We start from the raw sequence: 24,610 nt of genomic DNA, 5'->3' as shown, positions 1-24,610 counted from the left end.
AGGATCTGTGCTGTCATTAAACGACAGGAACCATATGTGAAAAATTTGGCTTAATTTTTTCATTTTTCATTTGCTTTTAACATGGAAATCCATCCTTCATTAATTACAGGTCAGAAATATTTTTCTTGCAATGCTGAAAATCATTTTTCACTATTAACATATAGTTCTCTATTTTAATGATTTTTTATCATTTATCAAATAAAGTCAGAGAGTAAATTCTCTGAATCTTGTAAATTTCCGTGAAAAGAAAAAAGCTCAGATTATAATCTGAATTAAATTTGATACTATCCTGAATATATAATATGTTTGATATGAAGCTACAATATTTATAGTTGCGACTTATTACTGCTATATTAGTGTTGCAGTTCATATAAAAACATTATGCAAAAATGATCATTAAAAAAGTTAACCCTGGAATTTATGAAATTGAAGTTACAGTTTTGGAAATTGTAAATGGAAATACATTGATTGATCAATTAACGGGATGGGATAATGAATATACAACGTTAAAGTTAAAATGCACTGATTGCACCGTAATGGTCTTTAATAAGGATATTAAGTTATTCATAAATATATCACGTGGGCACACATTCAAAGCTTTAGTTAAGGAGTGGAAAGAAAATATTTATAATTTTAAAGGATTCGTTTAATAAAACTGACTATGAATAGATTGCGACCAATTAACCTCGACAACGGAGTGACAATTATCCACCCTTTAAGGCAATCAGATATATTAAGGCACGACCAAATTGTAGACAATCTAATTGAGATTTTAAGTGATGAGGAAAACACTAGATTTATATCCGAAAAAAGAACAGATGATAAAGAAAGAGTTTCCAACGAATTATTAGGAGTGACTTTTAGGTACGATCAACAGTTAGGATATACTCACTTTATTACATTAAAAAATAATAACGAAGTACTTGGACAAATTAATATCATAACACCAAAAGGAATTGAAACAGAAACACAATATAAAATTAAGGATACTTGGTTTATTGAATATTACTTAAACAAAAAAGTTTGGAATTTGGGTGTTATGTCTGGGGCGATTAAGGCGATAGTAGAAAGTATGAAAGACCAAGGAATTACCAAAATATCAGCTCTATGTATGCCAGAAAATATTGGTTCAATCAAAATTCTGACAAAATCAGGTTTCAAAAGAACTCAAAAATTTGACCTAAAACAAGACGTTTACGAACTACAATTAGGCTAAAAAAACTTGCTACAGTTCCGTATTCGAGCTATAGTACAACCTTTACTTCTATGATAATGCCTACGGGATTTTTACAAAGACAGGTTTATTTAGAAACTTAACCAATACCCAACCCATAAGTGTTGGCTATGAGACGTCACAAACTAATTTTGAATGAATCAAAAAATCATTGACACAAACAACCTTGAAAATGAAGATCCTCAATATAGAACTTGGTTTAGGCTACACAAAGATGTGATTTTTGTTTCCGTTATTTATCCGAAGAACTCAAATCACAGCTCATATTTTAGAAGAAAATCTAAACCAGAAACGAATCAAAATAAAAAGGATAACGAAATGTGTTTTTGGCATTCGGACTGGCAGTTTAATAAAATTGAAAATGAATATGGGGTTATAAACTCAGGGAGTAAAACGTATGAGATTACCGTAAAATTCAATGATGAGACTCATCGAATTGACAGTGTTGTTAATGATGTGGCAATTGAGTTTCAACACACTTTGAGTGTTTCAGTAAATGAGATGGAATCACGTTACGTAGCTCATAAGTCCTTAGGTTACACACCTTATCTTGTCCTCGATTTCACAGATTATTCTGCAAATGATACAATTCTTAAAATTTCAAAGTTTGATTATAGAAAGGTGGAAGGATATATTTATTCCTACAAGAAAGATGAGAAATTAGTATCCGTTTTAAAAAGGATAAGGAAGTGGCTAACTTCGGAGTACTTCATAAATAAAAACTTATTTCTTGATTTTAAAGATTACATGATAAGAATTGTTCCAAATAGCATAAATACTATTTATAAATATGAGCGTGTCTTTTTCATTATGAACCTACTTGAACTTGAGATTATTTTAGAAGAGGCAGAAAAAAACGCAAAACATTTAATAGCTAAGAGAAAAAATGAAAATGAACTTAGATTACTTCAAGCATTAAAACAAGAAAAGGAATATAAAATAGCGCATAATAAAAACCAAATTCTTCAATTGGCTATTTCGGAGTGATGGTGCCACGTGTTTCGGTCAAACCGTGCCACTTTAAAAGATACTGCAATTATATAAAAAATTAATGTTATTCGTTCTTCAAAGCTCCTTTTCTTAAGGATTCTCCTTTGAGGTCTATCCTGTGTGAGGAGTTTACGATCCGGTCCAGGATTGCATCAGCTATGGTTCCTTCTCCAATGATGTCATACCAGGCGGAGACCGGGATCTGGGATAAGATGATGGTGGAGGATCGGTTGTAGCGGTCATCGATTATATCCATAAGCGATTCTCTTGCATGGCCGTCAAATGCCTGTAGGCCAAAGTCGTCCAATATAAGTAGATCTGCCTTTAGGAGCTTTGCCAGTTCTTTCAAATAGGTTCCATCTGCCTTGCTGAGCTTTAATCTTTTTAACAAACGAGCGGTGTTGGCATAGATGGTACGATATTCCATCATGCACGCTTGATGCCCCAAGGACTGGGCCAGATAGCTTTTTCCAACTCCGGAAGCACCCGTCATAATGATGTTCTCCTTTCGTTTTATAAAATCAAGGCACCCCAGGCGCAGGAACATATTTTTGTCCAGATTGCGCTGTTGGGTGTAATCCACTTCCGCCAGGGCTGCCTGTCCCCGGAAGGTTGCCTGCTTGAGGAGCCTTTGGATCTTTCGGTTCTTATGGTCCTCCCACTGATGGTCCGTGAGCAATGCCAGGTATTCATCGGCCGTAAGGTTCGTGGTGCGGTTTTCCCTGATCTGCTGGAGGTGCAGATCTGCCATGGCGTTCAGACGCATTTGTTTTAGTTTTTCAACAGTTTGATTGTTGTTCATAATTATAGAGTTTATTGATTAAATATTTTATTTATTGATATGCCGAAGCTCCCCTAAGATTCTCATGTACGGGGATATGGGGTTTCTCTTCCTCTAGGTCTTGGTAGAACAGGGAAGACTGGTCCAGGTTGTTCTTCAGGATGTTCTTGATGCGCTGGTATGCGACCGCATCTGCCTGTATGGCCCTTTTGCATGCGCTGTCCAAGCGCTGTGAGCCATAGGCCTTGTGCAACTGTATAAGCCCCATGGCCCGTTTGTAGCCGATCTCGGGGTAATCCCCGGAGGCGATGATGGTATCGATACATGCCACTACGTTTTCTCCGTGGACAGCTGCCTTCTTTTTAAAAAACTCGGGGCTCCAGTCCACATAATATTTGTGGGTACTGCTCAGATGGTCGCGATCGGTGTTGTAGTTTCCCTTTCTGGGATTGCGCCGGTGCAGGGCTATCCGCTGATGGTTATAATACACTTCCACCGTTGTGGAGGTATAACGGATCTGGGTCTGCTGGCCTATGTAGCGGTAGGGTACGCTATAATAACTTTTATCTGGTGAGAAGTACACATAGCCCATCTTCTGTACCTTGGCACGGCAATAGTCCTTAAGCTGGTAGGGACTTGTTGGAAGTGATTTTAAATGGCCCTTTTCTATGGACTGGAAGAGCTCCAGGCGGCTGGCCTGCTTTCTTTTGAACAGTAGATTGTTATAGGCCGTCAACAGCTTGCGGATCTCTTTGTTGAGCTCCTCCAGGGAGAAGAAGGTCATATTGCGCAGAGGGTAATAGATGCGCTGGTAGGCAAGATGGACCGCATTTTCCACAAGGGCCTTGTCCTGCGGGGAATAGCCACGGGTCGGATTGATCACGCAGTTGTAGTGCCTGGCAAAGTCCTTAAAACTACGGTTGATATCTGCCTCATAACGACTGGCACGGGTTACGGCCGACTTTAGATTGTCGGAGACGATGGCCTTGGGAACGCCGCCATAAAACTCCAGGGCATGTCCACAGCAGGTAATAAAATCCGCTCTCTTTTGGCTATGGCAGGCTTCCACATAGGTGTACTGGCTGTTGGGCAGGATGGCCACGAAGACTTCAACCGCGATGAGTTCCCCGGTGGACCGATCCACGATCTGCAGCTTCTTGCCGGCGAAGTCGATATACATCTCATTGCCCGGATCATGTTCCAATTTCATGGATCCCCTCACCTTTGCATATTTACGGTTGTAATGCTCCATGAACTGGGTATAGCTATAGGGCTCCTTAGCGGTCTGTAGATATTCCTGATAATGGAACAGAAAGGTAAACCCCGGATGGTTCCGTGCCTTATTGATGCCGTCAAAATACAACATGAGCTCCTCATAGCGGGGATTGGCTATGGTGGTACTGGAAGGGAAAAGTGCCTCAAGGGCAACATTGTCACTGGCCAAAAGCTCTTCTAAGGAACGGGTGCTGGCCTTGAACAGCCGCACATAATTGTTTACCGTGTTGCGGGATATCCCGAGGGTAGCACCTATCTTACGGTTGCTGAACCCATCAATATACAGGGAAATGATTTGTTTTAAGTCCATTGGATCAAGTGTGTTGGCCATATCGCATTCTTTTAAGCGATAAGGTAATTAATACTTGATCTTTCAAAGTGGCACAAATCGAACCGTTATGGGTTATTAACACACAGGCAAAAGTGGCACAGTTTGAACCGAAATGCCTGGCACTATGAAACCGAAATCACTGGCACAAATCGAACCGAAGTAACCATCAATCACAGAATTATCAATATTTTAGAAAATGTGAGCTGAATAAACATATTAAACAAGCTATATCAAAACTTATAGGACAGCCTGAATATATTAGTTATTCTCTAAAACAAGGCGAGTATTTGGGATTACATAGAAAACTGCATATTTATAGACTGTAAACTAGAAGAATATTACAAAAGCCACGACGAAATTTCACCGTTTGTTGATGAAGAGTTTAATTGATATTTAAAGGCACTGCCTCATTAAGTGTGTAATTGAAAAAATATACTTGGGTTAGGTTTTATTTAAAATCTAATCCTTTTTTTTATAAAGGATTAAGAACTGATCAATAACAATTTAAAATTATAAGGAAAATTTTAGCCCCTATTAAATGTAATTGTTCTATAAAAGGGTTTTTCGGTATAGTCTAATGATATTTTTTTGAGATACTCCTCTTTTATTATTAATTCTGCTCCTTCAAGTAGAGGTATTTCATCGGCAATTCCCAATATGTGTCCATGTCCTACATAATTTGATTTCCATTGATTATACTTTAAAACTGTTTCACCACATTCATTTTTCGCAGATAGGCCATCATTGAATTCTACTAATTTTAGTTTAAAATTTTTTAAAATTAGAGGGTTCAATATTATTAAAGCAAAATCTTCAAGATGATGTTTTTTTTGAATAAAAATATATGATATGATTTTTTCATTCAGTCCTTGTAAAATGTCATCAGGTTCATTAGGCATATGTTTTAATTCACCCATCGGTAAGCCTTTCTCTTTATTCTTTTCGAAACAAATGGAGCCATATGACCTGTATTCAATACCTTCTGAAGACCTATCATTTTTATATATTTCAAATTCAACATGTGCGATTCTCACCCATTCATTATTATTAAAAATTGGTTCTTCGTAATTTTCATCAAGTGACCTTGGAGTTTTTAAGTCTTTAGGTCTAAGCTTGTATGAGTTTGTTTGGGACACTATATTCTTAACATCAATGCATAATTCTTCAAAAACAGTTTTCTGATCTTTTATCCTTTTCAGTGGCTCATATAAATCCTTGTTGAGCAACTCAAGTAGATAATCATAATAATACAGATTATTGACATGAAGCTTGTTAGAAACAGAGTAATAAGGCTCTAAAACATCACCATTATATTTTTTGTTGTAAGTTCTTTTATATTTTTGATAGATTTCAACTAACTTTAAAGGGAAATTCTCTATTAATTTATTGTGTCTTGAATTTAGTTCTATAAAAAACTTAAATTCTTGTTCTGTAACTTGTTCATCACAATAAAAAAAATCTGGATTATCAAAAATCAAGGTTTTCTTTTTTTTTAAATATAATAATTCTATTGCAGTATCAATCAGGAAGGAGTTCTGTGGGTATATTAGATCAATTTCATTTTTGAAGTTTTCTTTGTAAAGTGGATTTTGTTTATCGTACTCATATAATAAAGTGATTATTGAACTCAAAATTGAATGTAAATATTTTTCTTGATTCTTAAAAAACCATTTTAAAGGTTTGATTAATTTTTCTTCACAGTTATATACCAAATAGGATATGGCGGATAGAGTGTTTTGAAACCTTTCAACTGTATTTGATTTAAATCGAGTAAGTAAAATGCAGATAAATATCTCCTCGATATTCATTTCATACTCATTGATTAAGGCACTATCCCAATCAAAATCAACACTTGAAGGTAATCTTTCATGAGTTGAGTTAAACAAATTATTCCACATAGATTTTATCAGAGATCTTTTCTCACCAATTTCTATAAATGAATTAATTAAATTGCCTGAAAGACCAACACTAAAGCCTAATGAGAGTTTCTCTTCTATAAATTCCTGTAGATAAAATAACGTCAATTTCCTATCTATATTATAAGCATATTTCAAGCCTTCTGGGTAACTAAATTCTTCATACCATCCTTGCTTATCATATGAAAAACAGCAAAGCCAATAGTACAGACTAATCTCATTTTTTGATTGAAAAATAGGCTCATATTTAGGATTATGGCGTGACTTTCTGATATCTCCTTTTACGAGGGTTTTAATTAAGGATTTTAATTCTGGGGTCAATTCGACATATTGGTCAAAATAGTAACATAACGAGTTTAATTCTGTTTTAGTAATTTTTCTCTCATTTAAATATAACTGCATTTCGTTAATCTCCATTTCAGAGAAACACTTACGCGGCTCATATTTTGCCTTAAAATCCTCAATATTATTATAGTAATTTCTATTACTCTTTTCCTTAATCTTTGTATTATATGAAGGTGAAATTATGTTTTCTACATTTTTAAAGACAGAATTTAATCTATCAACAAATTTAGAAGAAAAACCAGTAGTGGAATTTTTATCTATTTCAGCTTTTGTATAGATGGTACTTAAAAAAACTCCAGAAATTAATGGGTGATTCTCTTTAGTTAAATCATAAACATCAAGGCATTTTATTAAATGACTTTCTGAAGACTCAATAATAAATGTTTTAAGCAAAAACAATTCAATAAGTGGGTCAACTTCTTCTTTTTGATTGTTCAATAAATTTAAAAGGCTTGATTCTAACCTCCAATCATGTCTTGCATTATTTAATTCATGACACAAATACAAGCTTGAGTTATGAGTATCATTTTTTAAAAAAGCTTTAAACCATGATACAGGATAGTGTTTTGTTTCTTTTCCATCTGTATGTTCAACAACCGAATCAACTAATCTCTTTGTTTTTTGAAAAGCCTTTAATGCAAAGTTTTTGCCTAAATAATGAATATTCTCCAATGAGATTATTAATTCTGATAATGTTACATCTTTTCTAAAAGTATAACCTATAGAGTATTTTACCCCTAATTCAAAAGCCTCATTAGCTTTTTGGAAATTATTGTTTTCAGAATATAATTGAGAAATAATGAAATAGTAACTGGCTATATACGAGTGTAAGTGGTATTCACTTTTGTCTTTAATTAAGTTTTCCAAAACTAATAATATGTAATCTATATTATTAGTTTTGGAATGCTTTTTAAGTAAAATAAATAATTTATCTGGAGGTAATGGTCCTCCAAGACTTCCTCCAAGACTGGAAGTTGTGGTTTGTGAAACCTCCACTATTATATCAATTATATCGTTCCAATTTTGATTGTCATTTAACAAAGACAGTCCAATGCTGTATGATTCAAAAATCAACTCTTTTATAGAGTATAAATCACAGGTTCTTGGTTTTCCTTTAAATGTTTCTGTGTCTATTATCAAAAAATTAAAAATATCTCGAATTTTATCTGGATCATTTTCTAAAATCAAATTTGCAATATTGATTTTTATTAAATAAATAAGCCAATTATAGAACCAATTAATATTTTTGAATTGACCAATGACAAACTCAATAAGTTCATTGTTTTTGTAATTAAGCTTTACAAAATCAATTAGTTGATGTATGTGAATTTCATCTTTTGGGTCAACATGTGTTATTTGTAAAAGCTTATCACACACTTTATCTATCTCAATATCCTCTTCCAAAATATTTTTAAACAAAATATAATTTACTTTTTCTTCATTTTTTAATTCTTCAAATAATTTCAAATCTAGGCTTTCAAATATCTCTTTTCTAAACACTTCAATAAATGCAGGATAATCATTAATTTGTATCGATAAGTCAACTAATTTCTCAACATTCCTGTTATCCAAATAATAACGAATTAATAAATGAAAATCGCTTAACTCAATACTATTCCCTTTGATAAAATATTCATTAAAGTAGAGTTCCCAAATGGGGCTAAAATTGTTAATACTGCACAAATAACATGTTTCGAGTCCAAGTTTAAAATCAAGTGTGGGCAATCCTTCAAAACTTAAATATTCATTAACATATTTATATCCCTTCAAAGCTCCAAGAGCCTCTATATAGTTACTATATATTTCAAAAAAAGAATCTTGAGTAGTACTTATTATTTTATTTAGTTCTGATGTGGTTATTATTTTATTGTAATCCATGCTTTTGACAGAGGCATGAGCTAAATAATCATAATTTTTTTCAATTAAACCCCAAGGTTGGCCATTAATTAAGCTTTTAAAAACAAAATCAATTCTAATGTATTTAATGATCTTATCATAGTAACCACCATCATATAGGAATGACAGATAATATCTATAAGATTTTTGATATTCAAATAATCCCTTATTGTCAAACCATAGAATTACTGGCAAAAAAACGTTTTTCTCTATATCAATATGTTTTTTCTTGAGGTTGTTTATAATGAATCTTCTAAAACTTTCATGGTAGATTATAAAACCACTTCTTGAAAAATTATGTTTTAGAATTGATGATAGTGATTTTAAAGATTCTTCAACTGCCTCCCCATCTCCAGTAATTTCTTCTAATTCAATTCTTGTTAGACTAAAATTTACACCTGATAATATTCGCGGGATTTGTTCTCTCGTATTTAGTCGATTCAATAGATAATTATAATAAAGCTCCAGATTAAAAGAGTATTCGGGCAATAATTTCAATGCTGAAATTGACACATTTGGCAATTCTTTTACCTCTTTAATCAAATAGTTAATATATAATGGATTACCTGCACTTTTTTTCAATAAAAAATTAGACAAGCTTGTATTAGAAACGTCTAAATTGACATTCTTAAGTTTTACCTTCATCATTAACTTTTCAACTTCCAAAAGCTGCCATTGTGGAATTATATATTTTTTGAAGGAATATATTCTATCTAATTTATTAATTGGTTGAGAGGTAACAACAATTTTAACTTTATCAGAAAAAACAAGATTTTCTAAACAATTTATTATTTCAATTTCTGCTTTAGTAATATCACTAAATTGCCTAAATTCATTTATTCTGTCTATATGGTCTAAACCATCAACAATAACTACAGTTTCTTCATTAATGTTTTGCAATAATTCATTTAATTCTGATAAGCTATTCCCGAATTTGTTTTTCTTTTTCGAAGATAAATATGGATAAGCTTTGAGTATGTCAGAAATTAAATTACCATAAAAAACATTTAGCAATATCCTCTCTTTTTGAAGTTCATCCTCTAAATCTGTATAGCAATAATGTTTAACAACTTTAATTTTTCTTTTTTTCAAGAATTTTGTCAAATTATTAACGAACCATGATTTGCCACTACCTGGTTCACCTATTAAAATAACTTTTCGATTTTGATTTAAAAAATTTAAGAATTCAATCAATTGGGTTTGAATGCTGATGTTTTCATCAGAGTTTATAGGAAAAACCTGTTTGATTGAACCAAAATCTCTTTTAATATTTAATTTATTGAAAATATCTTCAACTGAAAGTAAGTTCTGGTTTATTCTGTGTTTTCTAACGAGATGACTTAAGTTAACTATGAAGTCAATTGGATAGATTTTATCATTTGGATAAATCCCAATTCCAAGATTTTCTATTTGTTGTGAAATTATTGATTCTAAATCAGAAGGGTTATTAAAATCCAGACTAAATTTTGGAAACTCAACTTCGAGTATGAGCTTTTCGCAAAATATTGAGAATTTTTTCTTATCAATATTTTTTGATTTATTACCAAATCGCCGCCATGATTTTAATGGTTTTGTGTTTTTCCATAATTTTTTCACATCTACTCTATATTGAATAGTATTGAAGTTTTTAAACGATTTTTTCGAATTATCCTCTATTAAAATTTTCAATAATTCATCTTCGATTGGCTCATTCCAAGCCAAACATATTCTCATGTCTTGAATGTTATCTTTTTCTGGATGATTTAACCAAGAATCATAAAGCAAGTCCAAAGCAAGATTATATGATCCTTTTGTAGATAAATCTGATTTATTCAAAATATGATTATCACTATACTTTATTTGCTTTTTAAGCACTTGATTTCCTCTGTAAATAGTTAAATCATCGAATTTATCTCCTTCATACTCTTTTTGGTCAATTTTAAAACTACTTACGTAATCATTAATTATTTCCTCCAATATAAAATATGAGGTTAATAAGTCTTGATATTCATATCCTTTATGTGCCTTATCTAATGCCATAAAAATCATTTAATTAATAAATCTAATAAATCTAAATCCTATATTAGATATTGAAAGCAGAAATAAAATTTGAAATGCTCTGTTCAGAATAAAATAGGAACACATCGAGTCATAATTGAACATAAAAATTATATAAATTTTATCCAATTTGGAGAGAAATTGTATCTTTACAAAACCAAAGACAAATAAAATTTGTTTTTAAATCGTTCTTTTTGACTTTAGTGTACAATCAGGTGAACAGCTACTGTTAATAGTGTTTTAAAGATTTAATATACAGAGTGTTATGATTAATTAATTAATCCTGCCACCCCGACCAGTAAAAGCCTAATAAATCATATGATTTATTAGGCTTTTTTCATTTGTGGCGTTGCCATTAGTACATATTTAAGACTGAAACTTAGCATTCAATTCTTCCACAATATTTTCGACCTTTTTGTTTTTAGCGGCTCGCTCCAAATAAATAGCAGGCCTTTGTCTGACTTCACAATCCTGAATGGGACAGCGCTCGCAAGTTACACCCACGTCTTGAGTGATAATTTTTGGGTCGGATAAGAAATTAATTTTTCGCTGTAATTGCCTATTGATAAGCAGCCCAACACTAATGCTCCGATAATGGTTCTCTTTGAAGGGATCTTTTGTTGCAGACGATAATACCAAATACTTCATACCATCATCTGGGTAGTTGGAAATCTGGAGATCAAACTCATGTTCCTTTTTACTTTTGCTTATATCTTCCAGCATTTTAATAGATACCCAACGTCGGCAGTAATGTTCACCCGCTTCATTGGCATGAGGGGAATGTTCATGGGATAAATGCAACTCTTTTTTAAGATAAAATTTTTCGCTGCCCGCTTTATGCGTAAATCTCAAAAAGAACAAGTTCTGAAGATTAAATTCTTTGGGCAATATATTAGTCAAACGTTGATAAAAGGATTCTGCGGATGCATTAAAGTTTTCTATCGCATTTAAAAATAAGTCCCTGTCCAAAGTGTCCTTTTCAAAAATTTCGTTCAACAGCACTTTAATCTTAGCATTCGGAATAATTAGAGCGCCAGCAAAATAGGAAGCGTAAAAATTATTCAGCACCTGATCAAAGGTTTTAAATTTAATCCACGGAAATGTGTATAAACGTTCTTTTATCTCAAGAAAATTATACGCTAATTCTTTGGCATAAATAAACGTCCGCTGTGCTTCATCTATCTCATTGGCCAACAATAGCGTTTTGGTTTTTGGAACAAATACAGATCGTAAATTATCTAAAGCCTGAAACTTATTCAATTCGTCATCGACGATGGTATATCCAAACTCTTCCACTAAAATCTCTCCTAAATCACGAGAAGTAATTGGCATATCCAAATTTATTTGATAAGCCTTGGCGAAATTTAAAACACCTTGTTCCAACTCTTCAAAGTAGTTATTGTTCGCTTCTTGAAAAGAGCGTACTGAAGCCAAGAAAAAACTCTCTCTACTGAAATTATAGTTTTGAGCTATTTTGATAATCGTACTAATAAATGCGTTGACCTTAGATGGTGCATTCGCAACGATATCTATCAGGTCACTTTCCTTTATTCCGAAGAGGTCTAATGGGATTTCCTTGAGGATTTTAGAACTCAACAAATCACCGATTGGTGCCAAGTTTTTGTCTAATTTCAAAGAGACCATCTGGTCATAAGGAACATCCAACTTTTCAGCGAGTGTTATGATCTTATCTGGTTTTGGATATTTTTTTCCATTTTCAATTTCGTTCAAATAAGACTTTGACAAGCCTGAGAGTTTGGACAAACCAAACAACGATAAATTCCTTTCAGTCCTTATCTGCTTTAGCTTTAACCCAAATATAACTTTGATATAATCTTCTTCCATAGAACAAATATAATGATTTTTGCGAACAAGTCAATTTCAGCGAAATAAATTATTTAGCGAACGTTCGCTTGTTTTTTAGAAATAATTATTTTATCATTGTTCTCACAAACATCTCAATACTATGGAAAACACACTGTTAAAATCAGCAAAACTTAAATTCTCTAAAACGGTTGACAATTACTACCCCAACATTCTTACCCCTGATGCGATCTCATTTTTGACTGCCTTACATGAAAGGTTCAATGCAGAAAGGCTATCGCTTTTAGAAAAACGTCTCGATCAACAAAAAGTTTTTGACGAGGGAAAATTTCCAGAATTTTCAAGAGAGACAAAACATATCAGAAATAATGAATGGACCGCTGGCAATATCCCACATGATCTTCAAGACCGTCGTGTAGAGATTACAGGTCCAGCAGACCGAAAAATGATTATCAATGCCTTAAACTCAGGCGCCAAAACATTTATGGCAGATTTAGAGGACAGCAATGCCCCTACTTGGAAAAATACTCTTGAAGGACAGCAAAACCTGAGAGACGCTAACAAAAAAACGATTTCATTAGTGGATACAAAACGCAATAAGTCGTATAGCCTAAATTCAGAAACTGCAGTCCTGATGGTCAGACCGAGAGGCTTGCACCTAAACGAAAGACACATTTTAATTAATGGCGAAGAAACCTCAGGCAGTTTGGTTGATTTTGGCCTGTACGTTTTCCATAATACAACAACCCTATTAAGGAACGATACAGCACCCTATTTTTATCTGCCAAAATTAGAGCATTATCTGGAGGCACGTTGGTGGAACGATGTTTTCACGTTTGCGCAGGAATATCTGGAAGTACCTAAGGGAACTTTCAAAGCCACCGTTTTAATAGAAACGATCACTGCGAGTTTTCAGCTGGATGAAATTATCTACGAACTTAAAGATCATATTGTCGGTTTAAATTGTGGGCGATGGGACTATATTTTCTCTTATATCAAAAAATTCAGAAACCACCCCAATTTTATAGTGCCGAACCGTGATCAAGTGACCATGACCTCCCCATTTATGGATGCATATTCAAAGTTGGTTATTCAACGCTGTCATAAAAGAGGCATTCTCGCCATTGGCGGTATGGCTGCACAGATCCCTATTAAGAATGATGAAAATGCCAATAGTACTGCTTTGGAAAAAGTAAGAAAAGACAAAGAGCGTGAAGTAAAAAACGGACATGACGGTACTTGGGTTGCACATCCCGGATTGGTCGCTGTGGCCATGAAAGAGTTTGACAAACACATGCCTGGTCCCAACCAACTTCATGTATCAAGAGATGATGTCAACATCACCGAACAAGATCTGGTTGAACTCCCTCTGGGTACCATTTCCGAAGCCGGAATTAGAAAAAACATCAATGTAGGCATCTTGTATACTGAAGCTTGGTTAAGAGGATATGGTGCTGTAGCGCTCTATAATTTAATGGAAGACGCAGCAACTGCCGAAATATCAAGGACTCAGGTCTGGCAATGGTTGAAAAATCAAGTTAAGCTAGAAGATGGAAGAACCCTCGACCTTGAACTCTACAAGGAACTTTTAGATGATGAAATAGAAAAAATCATTAGGGAGTTTGGCACCGACAATATGAAAAACTCAAAATTCAAATTGGCTATTGAGCTCTTCGATAATCTCGTGCAATCAGAAGAATTTGAAGAATTCTTAACCCTACCCGCTTATAAATACTTATAAAAAAACAATCCTGCGATTGCGGACACAATCAACAGGATCTAATTATTAATAACAAATAACTGATTACAAAATTATGAAAAATTTGGAACAAAGTAGTTATGGTTCTGCATTGCAAACTGTAAGAGATCTTAAAGCAAAGTATGGAAATACTTGGAATGCCATCAACCCTGAAGGTGCCGCTCGAATGGTGGTTCAAAATCGATTTAAGACAGGATTGGATATCGCCAAATACACCGCTGCCATTATGAGGAAAGATATGGCAGAATATGATGCAGATTCGTCAAATTACACACAATCACTAGGTTGCTGGCACGGTTTTGTAGCGCAGCAAAAAATGATTGCAGTTAAGAAACACCATAAAACAACGAGCAAAAAATATTTATACCTATCAGGCTGGATGGTCGCCGCATTGCGTTCTGAATTTGGCCCATTGCCGGATCAATCCATGCATGAGAAAACGACCGTTCCAGCATTGATAAAGGAAATTTATGATTTCTTGCGTCAAGCAGATGCCATCGAACTCAACGATTTATTTGCAAGGCTTGAAAAGGGTGAAGACGTACAGGACCAAATTGATAATTTTGAAACCCATATTGTTCCAATTATTGCGGATATCGACGCTGGTTTTGGAAATGAAGAAGCGACTTATTTGTTAACGAAGAAAATGATTGAAGCTGGTGCCTGTGCGATTCAAGTTGAGAATCAAGTTTCCGATGCCAAACAATGTGGCCACCAAGATGGAAAAGTAACCGTGCCACATGAAGATTTTATAGCAAAATTAAATGCAATCCGATATGCTTTTATAGAATTGGGCATCCCTGAAGGCATCATTGTGGCAAGAACAGATTCTGAGGGCGCCAGTTTAACCCAAAAGTTACCCGTCAGCAAAGCGCCAGGCGATTTGGCTTCTCAATATCTAGCCTTTGTAGATGCAGAAGAAATTACGATCGACGAGGCCAAGGATGATGATGTCATGCTTAAAAGAGACGGAAAACTATACCGTCCCATAAGATTGGCCAATGGATTGTATAAATTCAAAGAGGGCTCAAATATAGATCGCGTGGTTCTGGACTGTATTACGAGTCTACAAAATGGAGCAGATTTATTATGGATTGAAACGCCTACTCCAAATGTTAAGCAAATTGCACATATGGTCAACAGAATTAAAAAAGTGGTACCAAACGCCAAATTGGTTTATAATAATTCACCATCTTTTAACTGGACCTTAAATTTCCGTCATCAAGCTTACGATGACATGCTTGCAGAAGGTGAAAACATGACCGGTTACAATAGAAACAATTTGATGGATGCAGACTATGATCATTCAGAATTATGCTATCGTGCCGATGATAAAATTAGATCCTTCCAAAGAGATGCTGCAAGAGACGCAGGGATTTTCCATCATTTGATCACTTTACCAACATACCACACCACAGCACTTCACATGAATGATTTGACTGAAGGCTATTTTGGAGACGAAGCGATGCTGGCTTATGTAAGAGGTGTTCAAAGGCAGGAAATCCGCAAAGGTGTTTCTTGTGTAAAACACCAACGTATGGCAGGCTCCGATCTTGGGGATAGCCACAAAACCTTTTTTGCGGGAGATAATGCGCTAAAGGCGGGAGGCGAAAAGAACACGAGTAACCAATTTGAATTTCAAAGAAAAGTTGCGAAACCAGAGCTTGTGTTGGAGAAATAGATTGGGTTTTGTTAACTGCGGTAGGTGCTCTATCGCAGTTAACATTACTTTTTATCAAATACGCGGTCGGTGATGGAATTAGCAGCATTGAGTGTTTTTTTTTAGCGCTTGCACCAGATGACGGCATTCTTCAATTCTCAAATTGAGTTCACGGCGCAACACTTTATCGTATGCTATTTCAAATATCCTATGAATTGATTTCAGAAATTTCTAATTCACCATCCTCTACAATTTTTTCATTATTTTTTTATCGTAATTAATAGTTGCGATTTATAAGAGACTCTATATTTCTCCTAACCTATAAAGTCTCATTGAGCTTATAAGCTTAGAATTCCCGTTTTTCAATGGATAAAATATACAAATAAAAACTTAACCCCACCCTCCTATCAGAATAATCTTACTTGTTGTAAAAATGGTTCCATTTGTGTTGAACTCATTTTATGCTAATAGCTAACAATTTTCTCAATGATTGGAAGCTCAGAACACTAACAGATTTGATTGATTTTCCTTCTTATCGTAATTTGGATTATAGAAAATTAAATCTATATTTGTTAAGGTCAATATAACGTTTTGTTAATTAAAGGCTAAAATAAATGAATATTAATTAATTATTTACTTAAATTATGAAAGTAAGATTAACTGGATTTTTAACACTGTTAATGCTTTTTCTTGTGCATTTGAGTTTTGCACAGGGAAAAATAGTTACCGGGACAGTGACCGATGAGAAACAACTTCCACTGCCGGGTGTGAACGTAATCATTCAAGGCGCCGCGAGAGGGGCCGTAACAGATTTTGATGGAAAATATTCATTGGAAGTCGCTGAAGGACAAACCTTACAATTTACCAGTATGGGATTTGAAGATCAATTAATAACAGTTGGAGCATCCAATGTTATTAATGTTTCTTTAAGAGAATCCGCAACGGCTTTGGATGAAGTTTTCGTAGTCGCATACGGAACCGCTACAAAAGACACCTACACCGGATCGGCTTCTGTTGTTAAAAGCAGTGACATTGAAGACGTGCCGACTGCTTCTTTTCAAGATGCTTTGGCAGGTAAAGCTGCAGGAGTGAATGTTACCAAAGGATCAGGACAGGTTGGATCTTCAACTAGTATTCAGATTCGTGGAATTGGCTCTATGAATGCGTCCACACAACCGTTGTATGTTATTGATGGGGTTCCGGTTTCTTCTGGAAACTCAGGCCAACTATCAGATCAAATATTGGTTAGCAATAATATCATGAATACCTTGAATCCAAGCGACATTGCATCGATCACTATTTTAAAGGATGCGGCAGCATCTGCACTATATGGGTCTAGAGCCGCTAACGGTGTGGTTATGATTACTACCAAACGAGGAAAAAAGGGAGAGCCTCGAATCACGATCAAATCTTCAACCGGTTTCAGTCCATCTTGGGCAACCGACAACTATGAACCTGGTAGTACTCAAGAGAACGTAAATTATTTATATCGCGTCTTCCATGACTATAATACTTCAAGCGGAAAAGATGACACAGTCGCAAATGCAGATGCTCTAAGACGTCTAAACGTAAAGTTTAATAAGCATGGGTATTATTTTGAAACTAATGGTACTGGCGTAGGAGAAAACCTGATGATTAAAGGAATGACCGATGGGTTGGTAAATAGAGAAGGTCAATATTATGATTGGGAGAAGGCTTATTTCAGAACCGCTGTAAATCAAAGCCAAGATATTTCAATAAGTGGTGGAGACGAAAAAACTAATTATTATTCTTCTTTTTCTTATAGCAAAGATGAAGGCAGAGTAAAAATTAATGGAAATGAACGTATTTCAGGACGAGTCAATTTAGAACAGAAAATCGGGAAGTACATCGAATTCACGGCTAAAGTGAACGTTGCACAAACTGAATTGTCTGGGTTCAATGATAGTCGAAATCTTAGTTCTAACTATTACGAGCAAACCCGAAATCTCCTTTGGGGCTTATACCATCCTACAAATTATAAAACTGGCGAACCGTGGACCGCGCGTTTCGGAAGTTTGGCACAGAACAACGTATATTATGACAATGAATGGGAAAACTCTTCAAGAACATTAAGGGTAAGCGCAATAGAAGGTGTTAAAGTTAATATTCTCCCAGAGCTTAATGTACAAACTCTTTTTTCTTATGACAATATTGAAACTAAAGATCACTTGTATTACAGCCGATTACATTATAATGGACAAGGTCTCGGAACAGTAGATGAAATGTCTACAAATACTCGAAGTTTGGTTTCTTCGACTACCCTAAATTACGCGAAAGATTTTGGTGTACATCATTTAGATTTTTTGGCGGGTTATGAAGTTGAAAAAAATCAAACCGACTATATACGCGCTTCTGGTAAAGACTTGCCTTCAAGCAACCTGCACACTGTTGCCACTGCTGGCGAAAAAGATGCTACCGCTTACTACTGGGGCAACAATATGATGTCTTTCCTTTCCAGATTGGAATATAGTTTTGATAAGAAGTACTATATTTCTGGATCTTTCAGACGTGATGGGAGCTCAAAACTTGGCCCGGATTCACGCTGGGGTAACTTTTGGTCAGTTGGTGCTTCTTGGAACATCAGTAAAGAAGGTTTCTTAATGGATGTAGAAGCAATCAACAATCTAAGCTTAAGAGCTTCATACGGGGTTAACGGTACTTTGCCACCTTCTAATTTCGGTTGGAGATCACTTACAGGGTACGGAGCCCAATATATGGAGACTGCTGGTGGAACACTGAGTAATGTCGCTGATGAAAATCTATCATGGGAGACCAATTATTCAACAGACATAGCTTTGGAGTTTGGATTGTTACAGAATCGGATTTATGGCACCATCGAATATTTCACTCGGGACAGCAAGGATTTATTGCAAAGTGTACCAATTTCAAGAGTAACAGGATTTGGTTCCACCCTTAAAAACATTGGGTCTATTAGGAATAAGGGCTTGGAGCTATCGTTAGGAGGTGATATTATCCGCTCAAACGATATAACCTGGAGTGCTTCCGTAAATGCATCTTTTGTTGATTCAAAAGTGCTTGAGTTAAGTGAAGGTGCAGATATTATATGGGTTAATGATGGAGACGCTACAGCCCAATACATTTACCGTGAAGGGGAATCAACCTTAGCTTTTTATGGTTATGAATATGCTGGAGTAGATCCGGCAAATGGTTTGAGCAGATATTATGTAAATGATAAAGACAATCCTCAAACTGGAGATTTTCTTCTTAATGGACGAGGTGCAACCTACGATTTCAAAGATGCAAACTACACTATTATAGGTGATGGTATTCCTGATGTTTTTGGAGGCATAAATACTCAAGTTAAATATAAAGGAGTTTCCTTAGGTTTAGATTTCATCTACAAATTGGGTGGAAAACTATATGATGGGGCTGAAAAGGATATTGCAGATGATGGTTATTACTGGGAGCGTATCCGTTCGCAATATGCTATTGACAATATGTGGACTGAGGAAAATCCAAATGGTAGTTTGCCTCAAGTAAGAGGAACCGACCTCACCGATGCCATACAGAAAAGTGGAAGACACATTTATGATGCAAGCTTTCTTAGATTGAAGAATATCCGATTAAACTATGATCTACCGACCAAATTGATAAATCCAATTGGGTTAGAAAACGTAAGATTATATGTCATTGGAACCAACTTACTCACGTTCTCTAAGTATAAAAATGCAGATCCTGAAGTAAATCAATTTGCAGCAAGAGGCTGGGAAACGCCTTTTATGAAGAATTATACCTTTGGTATTGAATTATCATTATAATTAATTAAAAACTACTGAAAAATGAACAAGATAAAATCTGTCATAATTATTATTCTATTCCTTGGGTTAAGCTCATGCGATGATGATTTTCTTGATGTTACCCCAAGCAATTCCGGAGATGCTTCAACATCTATTCAAACGCTTGCTGACGCAAAAGTGATGCTTACCGGAATTATGAGCAACATGACTTCCTCAAATTATTATGGTCGTAATTTCATTTTATATGGCGATGCTAAAGGAGGAGATCTTACAACATTTTCCATGGGAAGAGGACTCGACGGTCTTTATTCCTTTAACCATTCTCCTACGAGCGGATCATATTCTGGATTCTGGAATAGCATTTACAATAGTATCCTTCAAACCAATAATCTTATTGTTAATATTGAAAGGTTGGAAGAAGCCGGCGTCGAAGCTAATTTTGACGATGTAAAGGGCCAAGCTTTAACAGCAAGGGCATTAATGTATTTTGATTTGGTTCGAATCTATGGAAAACCATACTCCTACGACAAGGAATCTTATGGAGTTCCTAATATCCTCGTACCTTTAGATGCCTTAGAGCAACCTTTGAGAGCTACTGTAGCAACAAATTATAATCAAATCATCACTGATTTGACAAACGCACAGCCGCTTCTTTCAAAAAGCAAGACTAACGGTTATTTAAATTATTATGCCAACTTAGCCATCCAAGCAAGGGTATACCTTAACATGGGACAATATCCTGACGCTCTTACTGCCGCAGAGGAAATCATTGATTCTGGAGTTTATTCTCTGTATTCTAACAATGAATGGGTCGACTCCTGGACTGGACAGTTTGGATCGGAATCCATATTTGAATTGGCCATTCTTCCAAGCGAAGCAGATTTAGGAAACTCTAGTCTTAGTGTTTATTTAAGAAGAGCGGGACATCAATCTTCAAGTGCAATTGGTCAATTTATAGCCAGTGACTACTATTTGAACCGTTTAGGCGAAGATCCCAATGATGTGAGATTTGGCGTCCTTTCTTACGATGAGGTTAGCGCAACCCACATGGGTGCGAGTTACAAATATAGTGGTGATATAGCTTTAAGTGGAGATGGAAAATCTACGACTACAGCAGTAAACATCAAAGTTATTCGGTTATCTGAAATTTACCTTATTGCAGCCGAAGCAGCATTCCATTCGGACAAAGATTTGGCAGCCACTTATCTTAACGAGATTCGAAAAAGAGCGCCTGATTTAGCACCTGCTACAGACGGTACAATTACTATTGATATGATTTTGGACGAAAAAAGTAAAGAATTGTTTACTGAGGGCCAACGATTCTTTGATTTGTTGAGATTAAATAAGCAAATAACATTTAATGACGATCTTGGAGGCGTTCCAATTTCAACCAGAGCAAAAACAATTGATCGGTCATTTTATAAGACAATTTTACCAATTTCTCAGGAAGAGATCAATGCTAACCCTGAAATTGGGAATCAACAAAATCCAGAATACTAAAACTTATGAGCATCAATTTTCGTTGAATCGAAATTAATCAATAATTAAGGGTATTGTCTTTAATGTCTATTACCCTGACAATAAAAGCCTAAAGAATCGTTGATTTTTTAGGCTTTTTTTTGTCTACTTTAACAAAGTGTTCGAATAACGATCAAGAACCTCGGCGGTCATCCAACCAGCAAGGAAGGCCAAGTCCTCTAAACATGAATAATAAACTGTCTTTTCGATCGAGGCACACCTTCAAGTGATAAACGCCACGTGCGGGAATACAAAATATTACTTTGGTTGTGATAACATAAAGGTTAAGAGGTATAAAATATCGATTTTTCCCGAACATTTCGTCAGGATAAGCTAATAGCAACCCTATACCTCAATATTATAAAGCCGAAATATAAATACTATTTCGTAAATGATAAAAATCAGCACGAGAACCTTATGGAAAATTCTGTTGCTGGTTATTATAGCTAAAAGACAAAGAAGCACGTGAGCTGCAATACATATATAATATTCAGTGTTTGCCCATATAAAATAATCTGCACCTTTTATCAAGGTATCGACCAAATCGGCTAAAAAGCATAAGGCCAACAGACCAAAAAACCATTTTTTTCGCGAATAGAAATAACCCTCGTATCCGTCGTATCCGTCAAGATCTTCAGGATATAAAATGGCGCATAGAAGAAAAAAAATCAAAGCGTAACAGATGATAAAAAAATAGTCCAGAAAATACCATTGAACGATCACTTTAAGATTAAATTCCCACCACCAGAAATGTATAAGCAGGAGAAAAATATAGAATACCCATAGCAAATGCGATTTTAGACATAGGAGTACGCTCAAGTCCGCGTTCAACAATAAGCTGGAGCGCCGCTTTTAAAATTCGTTCTGTTTTAGTCATTACAAAATATTATAGAGTGACAAAAATACGATATAAATAAAAAAACATTTATTGCGATACCGAATAAAATTGAGATCCTTGCATTTTAGGTGAAATTTATTGTATTCTACGACTTTCGAACATGCATTAGTTTAAAATGAACAACCGCAACCTAAGAGAACGAAGCCACAAATAAGAAATTCTTTTTTAACTTCGACGCAGAGCGCTGGAGAATAGAACCGAAGGATCCTGCTGAAAATCGGGATTATCATGATAGCTATCAGGACAACTATCACTTTTTGAAAATTGAGTTTCACTAATTTAAATACCAACTAAAATCAGTTTCCTACTTCTTATTAATTAAGCAGCGGTTTTAGCGCCCAACCGAAAGGAATTTTATAAATTTATCGGTTATATGAAAAAACGAAAATGTCCTTCGGAAAAAAACATTCCATTTATAAAAACGAACAGTTATGAAAAATGCACTTCTAATGATCAGTTTAATATTGAGCAGTAGTTTAATGATGGCCCAAAAGACAATGACACCCGAATTATTATGGAAGGTCGAACGCCTAAGCGTGATGGGGCTTGACAAAGAGGGATCAACGATCTATATACAGGTCAAAACTCCAAATATTGACGAAAACAATTTCGACTCCAAATACTATATAATGTCGGTTACGGGAGGTGATTTAGTCGAAATTAAAAAAGAAGATGTCGCGACGACCGACAAAAACACATCACCTGACGGAGCCTACAAATTGTTTCATAAGGAAGTTCACATTGAAGATATCAAAGGGACGGATCTCTATAAAGATTTAGAAAAGTCCGATGCGTATGTTTTTACTGATTTGGATATCCGCCATTGGGATACGTGGCAGGATGGTAGCTACAATCACTTATTTTATAAAAAATCAGGGGCTGACGACGATACCGGCACGGATATTATGCCCAACGAACCCCACCATACCCCACAACGGCCTTTTGGTGGCGATGAGGATTATATTTGGTCCCCAGACAGTGAGAGTATTTATTATGTCAGCAAAAAACTGAAAGGCAAAGCTTATGCCACCAGTACCAATACCGATATTTACAAGTTCAATTTAGAATCCAAAACCACCGAAAACATCACGGAAGACAATAAAGGCTACGATACCAATCCTGCCTTTTCATCGACAGGTGCTTTAGCGTGGCTGCAAATGAAAACCGAAGGTTATGAAGCCGATAAAAATGATATTGTTGTATTGCACAATGGCGTTAAACAAAATTTAACCAACAGATGGGACGGTACGGTCAATAGTTTTTTATGGAGTAACGACGGAAATCATCTTTTTTTCACAGCTCCCATAAATGGAACCATTCAGCTTTTTAAGGTGAATTACCCTGGCAAAAAACGAATCGCACCGTTGGTCGAACAATTATCTGAAGGTCAATTTGACGTCACGAGTATAATTGACCAAAAAGACAATACGCTTTTGGTTACAAGAACGGATATGAACCATGCTGCTGAAATCTTCAGTTTCAACTTAAAGGACAAAAGCTTTAAGGAATTGACCAGGATCAACCAAGATTTATATAATGCTATCGATCTCCCAAAAGTTGAAAAACGTTATGTCACCACCACCGACGGCAAACAAATGCTCGTATGGGTTATTTTACCACCCAATTTTGACGCATCAAAAAAATATCCAACCTTATTGTACGCACAAGGAGGTCCACAATCGGCATTATCGCAGTTTTATTCCTACCGTTGGAATTTCCAATTGATGGCGTCTCAAGGTTACATTATTGTAGCGCCAAACCGTCGCGGCATGCCAGGTCACGGCGTGGAATGGAACGAAGCCATCAGCAAGGATTGGGGCGGTCAAGTCATGGATGACTACCTGTCTGCCATTGACGCTATAGCAAAAGAACCGTATGTAGATAACGACCGTTTAGGTGCCATTGGCGCTAGTTATGGGGGCTATTCGATATTTTATTTAGCCGGAATTCACAACAAGCGCTTTAAGACGTTCATCTCCCACGATGGTGTTTTTGACACCAGAACGATGTATGGAACCACTGAAGAATTGTTTTTTGTAAACCACGATTTTGGAGGTCCGTATTGGGATAAAGACAATAAAACAGCACAAAAAGTCTATAATGAATTTAATCCTATCACGAAAGTTTCAGAATGGGACACGCCTATTCTAATTATCCAAGGTGGAAAAGATTTCCGTGTGCCTATTGAGCAAAGTCTGAGTGCTTATCAAGCCGCACAGTTGTTAGGGATAAAAAGTAAATTGGTGTATTTCCCTGAGGAAAACCACTGGGTGTTAAAACCTCAAAATGCTCTGGTTTGGCAACGTGAATTTTTTAAGTGGCTAAAGGAGACGCTGTAGGCAACGTTCCAATTTATAAATCATCTGT

13 protein-coding genes are annotated in these 24,610 nt (G+C 35.4%); 8 read left to right on the top strand and 5 right to left on the bottom strand.

Annotated features, from left to right (window positions below; genetic code table 11):
• The first annotated feature begins 389 nt into the window (after positions 1 to 389).
• The 3 genes from J4051_RS05355 (at position 390) to J4051_RS05345 (ending at position 2,221) form a co-directional block, all read left to right on the top strand.
• Positions 390 to 650: a hypothetical protein gene (locus J4051_RS05355; protein ID WP_208232821.1), complete on the top strand. Its 261-nt coding sequence runs from the start codon at positions 390 to 392 to the stop codon at positions 648 to 650.
• 11 nt (positions 651 to 661) lie between these two features.
• The gene (locus tag J4051_RS05350) at positions 662 to 1,216 is read left to right on the top strand and encodes a GNAT family N-acetyltransferase (RefSeq protein ID WP_208232820.1); all 555 of its coding nucleotides are present in this window, start codon (positions 662 to 664) and stop codon (positions 1,214 to 1,216) included.
• 153 nt (positions 1,217 to 1,369) lie between these two features.
• Entirely contained in the window at positions 1,370 to 2,221 is an 852-nt protein-coding gene (locus tag J4051_RS05345) for a hypothetical protein (RefSeq protein ID WP_208232819.1), read from the top strand.
• Between the two features lie 67 nt (positions 2,222 to 2,288).
• Here the strand turns inward: J4051_RS05345 and istB are convergent, their stop codons facing one another.
• From istB to J4051_RS05325, 4 genes are all read right to left on the bottom strand, one after another.
• Positions 2,289 to 3,026, bottom strand: a complete 738-nt coding sequence (gene istB, locus J4051_RS05340) for an IS21-like element helper ATPase IstB (RefSeq protein ID WP_163517220.1) — start codon at positions 3,024 to 3,026, stop codon at positions 2,289 to 2,291.
• 31 nt (positions 3,027 to 3,057) lie between these two features.
• Positions 3,058 to 4,611, bottom strand: coding sequence for an IS21 family transposase (istA, locus tag J4051_RS05335; protein WP_208232818.1), 1,554 nt, complete (start codon positions 4,609 to 4,611; stop codon positions 3,058 to 3,060).
• A gap of 524 nt (positions 4,612 to 5,135) precedes the next feature.
• Positions 5,136 to 10,787, bottom strand: a complete 5,652-nt coding sequence (locus J4051_RS05330; RefSeq protein ID WP_208232817.1) for an NACHT domain-containing protein — start codon at positions 10,785 to 10,787, stop codon at positions 5,136 to 5,138.
• A gap of 384 nt (positions 10,788 to 11,171) precedes the next feature.
• Positions 11,172 to 12,650: a helix-turn-helix domain-containing protein gene (locus J4051_RS05325; protein WP_208232816.1), complete on the bottom strand. Its 1,479-nt coding sequence runs from the start codon at positions 12,648 to 12,650 to the stop codon at positions 11,172 to 11,174.
• 121 nt (positions 12,651 to 12,771) lie between these two features.
• Between J4051_RS05325 and aceB the strand changes: the two genes are divergently transcribed.
• From aceB to J4051_RS05305, 4 genes are all read left to right on the top strand, one after another.
• Positions 12,772 to 14,370, top strand: coding sequence for a malate synthase A (gene aceB / locus J4051_RS05320; protein ID WP_208232815.1), 1,599 nt, complete (start codon positions 12,772 to 12,774; stop codon positions 14,368 to 14,370).
• A 73-nt stretch (positions 14,371 to 14,443) separates the two neighbouring features.
• Positions 14,444 to 16,069 (top strand): isocitrate lyase, encoded by a 1,626-nt coding sequence (locus J4051_RS05315; RefSeq protein ID WP_208232814.1) that lies wholly within the window; start codon positions 14,444 to 14,446, stop codon positions 16,067 to 16,069.
• Positions 16,070 to 16,692: 623 nt separating this feature from the next.
• Entirely contained in the window at positions 16,693 to 19,848 is a 3,156-nt protein-coding gene (locus tag J4051_RS05310; protein WP_208232813.1) for a SusC/RagA family TonB-linked outer membrane protein, read from the top strand.
• A 21-nt stretch (positions 19,849 to 19,869) separates the two neighbouring features.
• Positions 19,870 to 21,327 carry a RagB/SusD family nutrient uptake outer membrane protein gene (locus tag J4051_RS05305; RefSeq protein ID WP_208232812.1) on the top strand — a complete coding sequence of 486 codons (1,458 nt, stop codon included), beginning with the start codon at positions 19,870 to 19,872 and terminating at the stop codon, positions 21,325 to 21,327.
• 748 nt (positions 21,328 to 22,075) lie between these two features.
• On the opposite strand, the gene J4051_RS05300 is transcribed toward J4051_RS05305, so the two are convergent.
• The gene (locus tag J4051_RS05300) at positions 22,076 to 22,222 is read right to left on the bottom strand and encodes a TetR family transcriptional regulator (RefSeq protein ID WP_208232811.1); all 147 of its coding nucleotides are present in this window, start codon (positions 22,220 to 22,222) and stop codon (positions 22,076 to 22,078) included.
• Between the two features lie 452 nt (positions 22,223 to 22,674).
• Between J4051_RS05300 and J4051_RS05295 the strand changes: the two genes are divergently transcribed.
• Entirely contained in the window at positions 22,675 to 24,582 is a 1,908-nt protein-coding gene (locus tag J4051_RS05295; RefSeq protein ID WP_208232810.1) for a S9 family peptidase, read from the top strand.
• Positions 24,583 to 24,610 lie beyond the last annotated feature (28 nt).

The organism is Gelidibacter pelagius (assembly GCF_017581925.1).
Classification (GTDB): Bacteria; Bacteroidota; Bacteroidia; order Flavobacteriales; family Flavobacteriaceae; genus Gelidibacter; species Gelidibacter pelagius.
The sequence above is the reverse complement of the archived record's forward strand: the minus strand, read 5'-3'. Positions and strand labels throughout refer to the sequence as shown.